General features: G+C 54.1%; 9 protein-coding genes and 1 pseudogene. 2 read left to right on the top strand and 8 right to left on the bottom strand.

Going from position 1 to position 12,378, the window contains the following annotated elements:
- Window positions 1-6: 6 nt before the first annotated feature.
- Genes napA through napF form a run of 3 tightly spaced genes read right to left on the bottom strand, consistent with a single transcriptional unit; the run spans window position 7 to window position 3,234 of the window.
- Entirely contained in the window at window positions 7-2,493 is a 2,487-nt protein-coding gene (gene napA, locus ICA20_RS08130; protein WP_038642191.1) for a nitrate reductase catalytic subunit NapA, read from the bottom strand.
- Complete coding sequence (napD, locus tag ICA20_RS08125) at window positions 2,490-2,753, bottom strand: chaperone NapD (RefSeq protein WP_038642193.1); 264 nt, start codon at window positions 2,751-2,753, stop codon at window positions 2,490-2,492. Before napD ends, napA begins: the two co-directional genes overlap by 4 nt.
- Window positions 2,743-3,234 (bottom strand): ferredoxin-type protein NapF, encoded by a 492-nt coding sequence (gene napF, locus ICA20_RS08120; protein WP_038642195.1) that lies wholly within the window; start codon window positions 3,232-3,234, stop codon window positions 2,743-2,745. Before napF ends, napD begins: the two co-directional genes overlap by 11 nt.
- Before the next feature lie 413 nt (window positions 3,235-3,647).
- Here napF and eco point away from each other — a divergent pair, with 413 nt between their 5' ends.
- Window positions 3,648-4,145, top strand: a complete 498-nt coding sequence (gene eco, locus ICA20_RS08115; protein WP_038643271.1) for a serine protease inhibitor ecotin — start codon at window positions 3,648-3,650, stop codon at window positions 4,143-4,145.
- 93 nt (window positions 4,146-4,238) lie between these two features.
- Here the strand turns inward: eco and mqo are convergent, their stop codons facing one another.
- Complete coding sequence (gene mqo, locus ICA20_RS08110; protein ID WP_038642197.1) at window positions 4,239-5,900, bottom strand: malate dehydrogenase (quinone); 1,662 nt, start codon at window positions 5,898-5,900, stop codon at window positions 4,239-4,241.
- Between the two features lie 277 nt (window positions 5,901-6,177).
- Here mqo and ICA20_RS08105 point away from each other — a divergent pair, with 277 nt between their 5' ends.
- Window positions 6,178-7,422 carry a SulP family inorganic anion transporter gene (locus ICA20_RS08105; protein WP_038642199.1) on the top strand — a complete coding sequence of 415 codons (1,245 nt, stop codon included), beginning with the start codon at window positions 6,178-6,180 and terminating at the stop codon, window positions 7,420-7,422.
- On the opposite strand, the gene mgtE is transcribed toward ICA20_RS08105, so the two are convergent.
- The 4 genes and pseudogenes from mgtE to ada form a co-directional block, all read right to left on the bottom strand.
- Entirely contained in the window at window positions 7,385-8,821 is a 1,437-nt protein-coding gene (gene mgtE, locus ICA20_RS08100; protein WP_038642202.1) for a magnesium transporter, read from the bottom strand. The two genes, ICA20_RS08105 and mgtE, sit on opposite strands and share 38 nt — an antisense overlap.
- Window positions 8,822-8,926: 105 nt before the next feature.
- On the bottom strand, window positions 8,927-10,570 hold the full coding sequence (locus ICA20_RS08095; protein WP_038642204.1) for a multidrug ABC transporter permease/ATP-binding protein: 1,644 nt from the start codon (window positions 10,568-10,570) through the stop codon (window positions 8,927-8,929).
- A 35-nt stretch (window positions 10,571-10,605) separates the two neighbouring features.
- Window positions 10,606-11,296, bottom strand: a pseudogene (gene alkB / locus ICA20_RS08090) (DNA oxidative demethylase AlkB).
- Window positions 11,296-12,360 carry a bifunctional DNA-binding transcriptional regulator/O6-methylguanine-DNA methyltransferase Ada gene (gene ada, locus ICA20_RS08085; protein ID WP_038642208.1) on the bottom strand — a complete coding sequence of 355 codons (1,065 nt, stop codon included), beginning with the start codon at window positions 12,358-12,360 and terminating at the stop codon, window positions 11,296-11,298. The pseudogene alkB and the gene ada overlap by 1 nt, the downstream one beginning before the upstream one ends.
- Window positions 12,361-12,378 lie beyond the last annotated feature (18 nt).

Genomic DNA, 12,378 nt, shown 5'->3' with positions numbered 1-12,378 from the left:
AACGCGTTACACCTTCGCCAGTTTCACAGCGCACTTCTTGAAATCCGTCTCTTTGGAGAGCGGATCCGTCGCATCCAGCGTCAGATTGTTCACCAACTGTGCGGCGTCGAAGAACGGCATGTATACCAGCCCCTGCGGCGGACGGTTACGCCCGCGCGTTTCAACAATCGAGATAACTTCGCCACGGCGGGAAACCACTTTGACTTTATCGCCACGGCGCAGATCGCGCGCTTTTGCATCCAGCGGGTGGATAAACAGCACAGCTTCCGGGAAGGCGCGGTGCAGTTCAGGCACACGACGCGTCATGCTGCCGGTATGCCAGTGCTCCAGCACACGTCCAGTGGAAAGCCACAGGTCATACTCTTTATCCGGCGCTTCAGCGGCAGGTTCAAATGGCAGCGCGAAGATGACCGCTTTGCCGTCCGGCTTACCATAGAACTTGTAGCTTTCCCCCGCTTTCACGTACGGGTCGTTGCCTTCGCTGTAGCGCCACTGAGTCTCTTTGCCCTCAACGACCGGCCAGCGTAAACCGCGCGCTTTGTGGTAATCGTCGAATGGTGCGAGATCGTGCCCGTGGCCACGGCCAAACCAGGCGTACTCTTCGAACAGCCCTTTTTGCAGATAGAAGCCCAGCTCGCGGGATTCATCGTTGAGCTGATCTTCAGCCAGTTCAGCTACCGGGAATTTGGTCACGGCTGGCGTGGCGAACAGCACGTCATACAGCGTTTTGCCGCGCAGCTCCGGTTTCTGCGCCAGTAGTTCTTCCGGCCATACCTCTTCTGTTTTGAAGCGACGGGAAAACTGCACCAGTTGCCACAGATCCGATTTCGATTCACCCGGCGCTTTAATCTGCTGACGCCAGAACTGAGTACGGCGTTCCGCGTTGCCGTAAGCCCCTTCTTTCTCTACCCACATTGCGGTCGGTAGGATCAGGTCGGCTGACAGGGCGCTGACCGTCGGGTACGGATCGGAGACGATGATGAAGTTGCGCGGATCGCGCCAGCCCGGCATACGCTCTTCGTTGATGTTCGGACCGGCCTGCATGTTGTTGGTGCACATCGTCCAGTAGACATTGAGTTTGCCATCTTTCAGCGCACGGTCTTGCGCCACGGCATGCAGCCCGACTTTTGCCGGAATGGTCCCTGATGGGATATTCCAGTGCTTCTCACAGATATCGCGGTGTTTTTCGTTGGTGACCACCATGTCCGCAGGCAGACGGTGGGAGAACGTCCCAACTTCACGCGCGGTACCGCAGGCGGAAGGCTGACCGGTCAATGAGAACGGACCACAGCCTGGCTGAGAAATTTTACCGGTCAGCAGGTGCAGGTTATAGACCAGGTTGTTGGCCCACACGCCGCGGGTATGCTGGTTAAAGCCCATCGTCCAGTAGGAGATGACTTTTTTCTTCGGATCGGCATACAACTGCGCCAACTGTTCCAGTTGATCTTTCGGTACGCCGGTCATTTCGGCGGTTTTATCCAGCGTGTACTCAGCAACGAAGGCTTTGTAATCCTCAAAGCTCATCGGTTCAGAGGCATCGGAACCTGGATTCTTCGCCGCTTTTTCCAGCGGATGAGTTGGACGCAGGCCGTAGCCGATGTCCGTCACCCCTTTACGCAGGTTAACGTGCTTGCTGAAGAAATCCTGGTTGATCGCATTGTTTTGAATGATGTAGTTTGCGATGTAGTTGAGGATCACCAGATCGGTTTGCGGCGTGAAGACCATACCGTTATCCGCCAGCTCAAAACTACGATGCTGGAAGGTGGAGAGCACTGCGACGGTAACATTCGGATCGGACAGACGACGGTTGGTGATGCGCGACCACAGAATCGGGTGCATCTCCGCCATATTCGCGCCCCACAAGACGAAAGCATCGGCATGCTCAATATCGTCATAACAACCCATCGGCTCATCCATACCGAAGGTACGCATAAAGCCAACCACCGCTGACGCCATGCAGTGACGCGCGTTCGGGTCGATGTTATTAGAACGGAAGCCGGCTTTAAACAATTTGGCGGCGGCGTAACCTTCCCAAATCGTCCACTGACCCGAGCCGAACATGCCGATAGACTCTGGGCCTTTTTCTTTCATGGACGTTTTGAATTTCTCTTCCATCACGTCAAAGGCCTGCTCCCAGCTAATCGGCGTGAATTCACCCTCTTTGTGATACTTCCCGTCCTTCATGCGCAGCATCGGCTGTGTTAAACGGTCTTTTCCGTACATGATTTTTGGCAGGAAGTAACCTTTGATGCAGTTAAGCCCACGGTTAACCGGCGCATCCGGATCGCCCTGGCATGCCACTACACGCCCTTGCTGCGTCCCGACCAATACGCCACAGCCTGTCCCGCAGAAACGGCACGGGGCTTTGTCCCATTTGATGGCTTCTTGCTGACCGACTACTGCGCGGGCTACGCCCGGCACGCTTAACCCGGCAGCCGCCGCAGCGGCCGCAACGGCGTTAGCTTTCATAAAGCTACGACGACTGAGTTTCATGGTGTTTCCTCACCTTGCTCATCCTGCTGGTGATAAACCAGCGACACCGCCAGCACGCCCGCAACGTTGCGCACTGACTCAATAGTTTTCATTAGCGTTTCACTTTGCTCTGCTTCCACCACCACAATGAGCTGGCCGCTTTCCACGTCGCTAAGTGCAACTTCGCAACCCGGAAACGAACGCAACTGCGTGGCGATATCATTGATATGCTGACTTTTGGCCTGAACGACCAGGCTGCAGACCTGCCAGTTACTGTCCATGGTTGTACTCCGCATTAATGGCTGATACCGGGCAAATCGCGACACACGCGCCACATCCGTTACAGGCCTGATTGTCGAGCTGTGGCTGATAAATACCGGACAGCGTGGGGCGAAAGGTTATAGCCATAGGTTCACAGCTATCCTGACAGCGATGACATTCAACTGACTGGTGTGCGAGACAGTTTTCCCCGATCGTAAAATTCAGATCCCATGCCCTGGTGTGGCGCGGAAGAAAAAGTGATTCGGGACAGGCCTCTGCGCAGGCATAACAAAAGCTGCACTCGCCGTGTTTGAAATTTACGCTCGGATAACCACCCTGGCCTCGCTGCAGGATGTCGGTTTCACACGCCTGGATGCAGGCGTCACAACGAAGGCAATGGGCCAGAAAGTGAGAGTCTTCCTTGCTCCACGGCGGACGGATCCCTGCGTTGGCGTTACGCCAACTGCCTGTCAACATGCCTCGACGGGATAAATCAACCATGACATTGTCCTTCCATAATGACGCTCTCCCCCGGCGGGTTGAACGACATAAAAAACTGCACTATTTATGAGTAGTTATTTTTAGTCGTAAGATATTTCAGGATGTGTAAGAGGAGCATACCCCGATCGGGGTAAATGCTGTTGCCGGATCAAAAGAGTGTTGAGTTGACGGGAAAAAATGCGCTTTTGCTCACATTTCAATGGGTTATATAATAAATTACATAACGGACACGTCACAAAGAGAATAATCTTAAAATTAAGATAAATCTTAGAATATATCGCTACACACAACCGACAACACTCAAATACTCACTGAAAATATAAGTAAATCCAGATTAATAGATAATGCAAATATGTTAACCTGCCCCAGACTCGTTCATAAGACAGAAGAAAGGAAACACTGTGAACAATAAGATGAAGACAATTGTCCCTGCCGTGCTTTTCGCCGCCTTTGCCAGCACCTCTGCCTGGGCTGGCAGTAACGATACCGGTGCTCAGCCGCTGGAAAAGGTCGCCCCTTATCCTAAAGCGGAAAAGGGTATGAAGCGCCAGGTAATCCAGCTTCCCCCTGAGAAAGATGAATCTACCCTGAAAGTAGAACTATTGATCGGCCAGACGCTGGAGGTCGACTGCAACCAACATCGCCTGGGCGGAGAACTGGATAGCAAAACGCTGGAAGGTTGGGGATACGACTACTACGTTTTCGACAAAGTCACCTCTCCGGTTTCAACCATGATGGCCTGCCCGGACGGTAAAAAAGAGAAGAAATTTATTACCGCGTATCTGGGTGATGACGGTATGCTGCGCTACAACAGCAAGTTGCCGATTGTGGTCTACACCCCGGAAAACGTGGAAGTGAAATACCGTATCTGGAAAGCGGAAGAGAAGATTCAGGACGCAGTCGCGCGCTAAGTGAGAATGTGCCGGATGGCGGCGTTCCGCCTTATCCGGCCTACAGACGCGTGAACCAGGCCGGATAAGCGCTGCGCTTATCCGGCATTTTATTTACAGCGCGATATCCGCCACAGCTTTCTGCTCAGGCTGCGGTTGAGCCTGAGGTTTCAACTGCGGTTTTGGCGCTTCATCGGCAACCTGCGGCTTGTCGTATTTCAGACCCAGAACTTCGCTGGTGTATTGCAGCTCTTGTTCAGTTGCCTCAACGTTTCCGTTCAGCTTAGTACCATAAGACGGAATAATCGTTTTCAGCTTCGCCTGCCACTCGGGGCTGGCGACTTTATCTTTAAACACTTTTTCCATCAGATGCAGCATGATCGGCGCCGCGGTTGATGCACCAGGCGAAGCGCCCAGCAGTGCAGCAATCGTACCTTCTTTATCGCTGACCACTTCAGTTCCCAGACGTAGCACGCCGCCCTTTTCTGCATCACTTTTAATGATCTGCACACGCTGACCCGCCTGCCATAGACGCCAGTCCTCTTTTTTCGCCTGCGGATAGTATTCTTGCAGTGCGGCAAAACGGTCGTCATCGTTCAGCATCACCTGACTTACCAGATATTTCACCAAATCGAAGTTATCCAGACCTACGTTGACCATCGGCATAAAGTTCGACGTCGTGGTCGAGCTGAGCAGATCCCACAATGAACCGTTTTTCAGGAACTTGGTGGAGAATGTCGCGAATGGCCCAAACAGCACGACACGCTTGCCATCCAGGATACGGGTATCGATGTGCGGTACCGACATCGGCGGCGCGCCCACAGAGGCCTGACCATACACTTTCGCCAGGTGGCGATTCACTACGTCCGGGTTTTCTGCCACCAGGAACTGGCCGCCAACCGGGAATCCGGCATAGCCTTTCGCTTCTGGAATGTCGGTTTCCTGCAACAGCTTCAGCGCCGCGCCACCGGCACCGATAAAGACAAACTTCGCCTTGATATCATGTTCCGCTTCGTTGTTTTTCAGATCGGCGACCGTAACGGTCCAGCTATTGTCTGCATTACGCTTAAAGCCTCGTACTTCGGTGCTCAGTTGCAGCGCAAAGTTGGGCTTCTTCTGCAACGAGGCAATCAGTTGGCGCGTGATTTCACCATAGTTAACGTCAGTACCAATCTCGGTGCGCGTTGCCGCGACTTTCTGTTTCGGATCGCGACCTTCCATAACCAGCGGCGCCCACTCTTTAATCTGCGCGTGATCTTCGGAATAACGCATACCACGGAATAAAGTGCTCTGCTGCAGTGCGGTGTAACGGGCGCGCAGGAAATTCACGTTCTCGTCGCCCCAGACAAAACTCATATGCGGGACGGTAGTGATAAATGAGCGTGGTTCATGCATCACGCCATTATTGACCTGATAAGCCCAAAACTGACGGGAAATCTGGAAGGCTTCGTTGATTTCGACTGCCTTTTCAATGCTGATGCTACCGTCGGCCTTTTTAGGCGTGTAGTTCAGCTCCATCAGTGCGGAGTGGCCGGTTCCGGCGTTGTTCCAGCCGTTCGAACTTTCCTGAGCGACGCCATCCAGTCGCTCGACCATGGTCATTGACCATTGTGGCTCCAGCTCTTGTAAATAGGTTCCCAGCGTGGCGCTCATGATACCGCCGCCAATCAACAGTACATCCGTTTCCTGCTCTTCCGCCGCTTTCGCTTTTGCTGCCATTGAGACAACGTTCAGCCCTACAGCCATGGTGAAGAGCATGGCAGTCACTTTTTTCATAATCTTAATGCCTTACTTTTAGTATCGCTTTTTGCTTTTAATGCAGGTGAAAATCGAGCGGCACCAACGGTAACACTTAAGTAAAAATAATTAAATATTGTTTATAAATTATATTTTAATTTTAAAAATGTTATTAATACGTTGATAATTTATGCGGTTATTGACAATCACCTCTGGAAACCTGCCCGCCAGACGCGTACTATGCTGCGCTTTGCTATTCACGCACGGATGCCTGTCGGTCTGCTGTTATCAGGCCCTTTCTGACCTGAGAGTTACTATGTCTGCAACACACTCCTCCCCTGCGGTGACAGAACAGAGCACCCGCGCCGTACTGCGACAACCCCGCCTGTTGGTACGAGAAACGCTGGCGGGAGTGGTAACCGCCCTGGCGCTGATCCCGGAAGTGATCTCTTTTTCCGTTATTGCGGGCGTCGATCCTAAAGTCAGCCTGATAGCTTCCGTCGTGTTGTGCCTGGCAATGTCTTTTTTAGGCGGCCGTCCGGCAATGGTTACCGCCGCGGCAGGATCGGTTGCGCTGGTGATTGGTCCGATGGTGCATCAACATGGCGTGCAGTACATTCTGCCAGCGGTGGTGCTGGCTGGGATGATTCAGATCCTGTTTGGCGTATCAGGGATGGCGCGTCTGATGCGATTCATTCCTACAGCCGTCATGACCGGCTTTGTCAACGCCCTGGGCATTTTGATTTTCTTTGCCCAGGTCCCGCATTTCTGGGGGAAAAGCCCGCTAATCTGGGGACTGTTTATCCTGACGCTGCTGATTGTGCTGTGGGTTCCGCGATTGATTAAAACAATCCCCGCGCCGCTTATCGCCATTGTGCTGCTGACGATATTTACTGTAAGCAGTGGGCAACTGTTACCAACCGTCGGTGGTGAAGGTTCAATGAGCGGTAGCCTTCCGGGGTTAACGCAGTTGTTAGTGCCGCTCAACCAGCAAACATTGGTCATTATCTGGCCCTGTGCGCTGAGCATCGCTTTTGTCGGTTTAATGGAGTCGCTGTTAACCGCCCGTCTGGTGGATGATCTGACGGTGACACCGTCGAACAAGAATCGAGAGAGCACTGGACTGGGGATAGCCAATATTCTGGCCGGATTTTATGGCGGCATTGCCGGGTGCGCGATGATTGGTCAAACCATCGTTAACGTCGAGATGGGCAAAGGACGCAGCCGCGTTTCGACGATTGCCGCCGGGCTGGTGTTGCTGCTGCTAGTCACCGCGTTGAGCGAAGTCATGGCGAAAATACCCATGTCGGTGCTGGCGGGAATTATGGTGATTGTGGCGGTGAAAACCTTCAGCTGGCAGAGTATCCAGCCCGCGACACTGACGAAAATCCCCGTTACTGAAACGCTGGTCATGCTGATAACCGTCGGCGCAACGGTCGCTACCGGCAACCTGGCGATTGGCGTGGTTGCCGGGGTGATGACGATGCTCATCCTGCCGCGCATCGTCAGACGTAAACGCGCGGCTACATCAGAAATAGCGTTGCCAGACCGAGAAAAATAAAGAAACCGCCGGTATCGGTGATGGCCGTGATCATGACGCTTGAGCCGACCGCCGGGTCGCGCCCAAGCTTCACCATCGTCATGGGAATAATCACCCCCATCAACGCCGCCATCAGCAGATTAAGCATCATCGCCAGGGTCATCACGCCGCCGAGCGCCATATCATCGTACAGCCACCAGGTAATGCCGCCCATAATCCCACCCCAGACGAGGCCATTTACCAGCGCCACGCCCATCTCGCGCAGGATCAAAAATGTCAGGTTTCCCGGCTGAATATTTTGTAGCGCCAACGCGCGAACAATCATGGTAATAGTTTGATTTCCGGTATTGCCGCCGATCCCTGCCACAATCGGCATCAGCGAGGCCAGCGCCACCAGTTGCGAGATCGTATGTTCAAAGCCATCAATGACCCGCGAGGCGATAAAGGCGGTACAGAGATTAATGGCCAACCATGCCCAGCGGGTTTTTACCGCTTTGGTAACAGGAGCAAACACATCCTCTTCGGCGCTCAAGCCCCCCATTCGACGCAGATCGGTATCGGTCTCTTCGTATACCACATCAACGATCTCATCAATGGTCAAACGGCCCATCAACTTACCGGCAGGATCAACCACCGCGGCACTGACCAGGTTGTCACGTTCGAACGTACGCGCGGCGTTTTCGGCAATGTCTTCCGGGGAAAAGGTGAGTGGGTCATCTTCCATCACCTCGCTGACTTTACGCTGCACATCATTGAGCAGGATACAGGTTAGCGTCAGTTCGCCGACCAGCACCTTATTGCGATCGGTCACGAAAAGTTTATCGGTGTTCTCCGGCATCCTGCCCAGCCGCCGTAAATAGCGCTGCACCACTTCCAGCGTCACGTCCGGGCGCACGGTGATGACTTCGAACTCCATAATCGCACCGACGCGATTCTTCTCGTAGTGCAGTACCTGGCGCACGCGCGCCCGCTCCTCTGCGGGTAACGTTGCCAGCAGACGGCCTGTGAGATTACGCGGCAAATGCTGGACCAGATAAATCTGTTCATCGATGTCGAGATATTGCAGGGCATCCAGCAGCTCGCGGTCGCTCATCTCATCAATCAGATCGTCCCAGACGTTTTCTGACGCCTCAAGCAGGACGTTACCGCGTTTTTCATTTTCGACCAGCCGCCACAGGGCGTGGCGCTCTTCAGAAGGTAATGCTTCGAGGGTATCGGCCAGATCGGGCGGCGGCAGGTGCGCCACCAGCGCCCCTACCTCAGCAATATCGTCGGCTAAGGTACCGACGTCATATTGCTCAGCCAGGGTAAGCTTGCCCAACAGCGTGGAAATAATGGCTTTATCTGTGGTCAGCAGCCAGATGAGGCGCGCGCGCTCTTCATCACGCAGTCTGGCGCTGTTTTTGTTGAATGCGGACATTAATCATAAATCCATGATATGAAATATCATTAATCATGATGCCGATTTATGTAAATAACAATAAACGCAACCGCCGGGCGGCTAAAAAACCGGCGGTTACAGGGATTACGCAGTACGAGCGACGGCATCTCGCGAGGCGGCGTCACGCTCATCGCCCACTAATTCACTTAACTGTCCGTTACGCATCTCCAACAGACGATCGGCGTGAATAAAATAATGATCGTCATGGCTAATAGCGAAGATGGTTTTACCCATTTCCTGCATCAGCGGCAATAACACCTGATAGAACTCACGGCGGAAGTGCGGGTCCTGATCGGCAGCCCATTCATCCAGCAGAATAATGTCACGCTCCTCCGCCAACGCCAGCAGCAGCGCTACGCGTTTTTTCTGCCCTTTCGACAGCTTGAGATTAAGAATACGCCCATCGTTCAGCTCAAGCTTGTGACCCATCTTCAGATGTTCCAGCCACTTCGCCACCAGCGCCGGATCGGCCTCTTTACCTTCCGGACCGAGCAGTTTGTCGAACAACCAGACGTCGGTAAACACGGCGGAGAACAGCTGGCGATAGTCCTCTGGTTTTTCGACAGCAACCGCTTTGCCGTCGAGCAGGATCTCGCCTGACTGCGGTTGATACAACCCGGTGAGTAACATAGCCAGTGTGGATTTCCCGCTACCATTGCCGCCAATCAGGAAGATCAGTTCCCCGCGACGAATAGTCAGATTTACCGGTCCGACAGAGAACGCATTATCCTGATAGTGGAATACCACGTTACGCAGCTCCAGCGTTTGCCAGTCCGGAAACGCGGTTGGTCGCGGGAATTCGGCCTTAAAGGGCGCCAGTGAGAATTTATTCAGCTTGTTAAAAGCGACCTGTGCGGTGAGCAGCGTCGGCAGTGCGCCAACGGCGGAGAGCAGCGGCGTACGCAGGAATAACAGCGTCAGCGAATAGGTCGCCGCCACGGCGGTATCCGCCCAGCCCAGACTGTTAGCCATCCAGAACACCAGGCCAATGGCGCCCAGCATCATAATGTTCGACCAGTTCACCGCGCTGAGGTGGAAGGTATCGGCACGGATAATATGGTGACGATATTCTTTAGCGTCCGGGACGTATAATTGATTAAAGATATGCTCGGCGCGCTCGCGGTTGAGCGTCAACTCTTTGCGCCCTTCCAGCACCGTCTGGTAATCGTTGTACAATTTGTCTTCTGTTTCGCGCAGGGTCGCCATATGTTTATATACCCGCGCGACCAGCACAAACCCGCCCCAGATGGTGATTGCCATCCAGATTGCCGTCACCAGCAGCATTTTGGTTGATAGCATCGCCAGATACGCCGCCGACCCAATAGTCAGGATAATCCCCTGCACCAGCTCAGGCAGACGAACAAAAGCGATGGTGATGTTGCGGATATCGCTGGTTAAACCGGCCAGCAACGAAGCGCTGCCAAGCTGTTCGATACGCTCGACGTGGGTGTCCAGAATACGCTTGATAAATTCACTACGCAGGCGGTAAACAAAGTGGTGTCCCAGCGTGGTTAACGCCAGCTGTGAGCCGAGGGTGACAACCATCAACAGCAGCAGCAGGCCAAGAAACTCCGGCAGCACCATCAACGTGGTGTCGACCGTTTCAATCAGGCGCTGGTTAATAAACGCAATCAGCCCAATTCCCAATGCTGCGCTGGCGAGGCTGAGCGCCATGACGCTGATAAATGGCCAGCGATACTGCCGCCAGACAAGAAGTAAAAGTTCCATGCAAACAACCCGGACAAGTAATAACAGCCCGCAGTTTAAACATCTCTTTGCCGACAGCAATAATAATTCTTATTTTTATTCTTTTTTACCAGCCTGGCGAAACGTCAGATTGTAACGACAGTCACCGGTTAACGGATGATACCCTGTCTTAAGCGGCTGGATCCCATGATAAAACAACCGTGAGTTCCCACCCCATACCACGACATCGCCATGCTCCAGCAGTAAACGTTTTAAAGGGTCATTACGGCGCAAACCGCCAAACTGAAAGATGGCCGGTAACCCCAGCGAGACAGAAACGATAGGCGCCCGCAGGTCAGGTTCGTCTTTATCCTGATGTAATGACAGTTTCGCCCCTGGCGTGTAGCGGTTAATAAGGCAGGCATCGGGTTGAAAATCGGCATAGCCCGCCGCCGTAGCCGCCTGCTGGCACAGCGCAGCGAAAGCATCCGGCATCGGCGGCCATGGCGCACCGGAAAGCGGGTCAAACGGAGAATAAAGGTAGCCATGTTGATCCGTCGTCCAGCCCAAATGACCGCAGTTGGTCATCGCCACCGACATCGTGTAACCGCCGGGCGTCACCATCTGGCGAAACGGCGAGTGTCGGGCGACAGCCGCGATCGCCTGCAGCAAAGACGGTGCGGACTCAAAGGCAAAACGCCGCAAAATTACCGCGCCGGATGCCAGCGGTTCCTGCCAGGGTTTCTCATCCGCAAAGAGATCAAGCATTACGTTTCCTCCCCAGAGATTTCTCGTTGCAGTAACTGCGCCTTGCGCGCAATACCCCAGCGGTAGCCCGAAAGCGCACCATCATTACGGATCACCCGGTGACACGGGATGACAATCGCCAGTTTGTTGGCTCCGCAGGCGCTGGCCACCGCGCGCACCGCTTTCGGTTTACCGATGGCGCTGGCTAACTGCTGGTAACTAACCGTCTTACCACATGGGATTGCGCGCAGCGCCTGCCACACCTGCAGCTGGAATGCGGTCCCGCGGATATCCAGCGGCAGCGACAGTGGAGTATTGCGCGTATTAATCACGGCGATGACCTCACGCACATGCTGCTGGAAATCAGCATCGGCTGCCTCATCCTGAGCGGCGGGAAACAGCTCATGCAGTTCCGCAACCAATGTAGCATCATCATCACCCAGCAAGATCGCGCAGATACCGCGTTCGCTTTCCGCCACCAGGCAACGCCCCAGGGCGCAATCTGTCAGGGTATAGCGCACAGAAACGTTATCGCCGCCTTTGCGAAATTGCCTGGCGGTCATACCTAGCGCCTGATCCGCTTGTCGGTAATAACTGCTGCTGTCGGGGAATCCGGCGTTCAAAATCGCCTGGGTTACTGGCGCCCCTTTTGCCAGGGCATCGCGCAGACGACGAGCGCGCCAGGACTGCTGCCACGCTTTCGGGGTCATGCCCGTCGTGGCTTTAAACAGACGGTGCAAGTGATACGGGCTCATCGCCACCTGCTGCGCCAGCTCATCCAGCGTGAGGGGCGACTCCTGCTCCAGCAACTGACAGGCGTGGGCTATTTTGTCCAGCCGATGCTGCTGCGCGCTGTCTTTATCCGGCTGGCAGCGTTTACAGGGCCGAAACCCGGCGGCCTGCGCCTGCTGGGCATCAGCAAAGAAACTGACATTTTTGCGCAGCGCATGTTTCGCCCGACAGGACGGACGGCAGAAAATACCGGTGGTGTGGACGGCGAAAACAAACTGACCGTCGGCGTCAGCATCACGATCCACAACAGACTGCCAGCGGTCATCATCAGTTATGCGTAAACGACTTTTCATTATGGACTCCTTTGTTAA

This window comes from Citrobacter sp. C5_2 (assembly GCF_014596845.2).
In the GTDB taxonomy this organism is placed as follows: domain Bacteria; phylum Pseudomonadota; class Gammaproteobacteria; order Enterobacterales; family Enterobacteriaceae; genus Citrobacter; species Citrobacter werkmanii.
The sequence above is the reverse complement of the archived record's forward strand: the minus strand, read 5'-3'. Positions and strand labels throughout refer to the sequence as shown.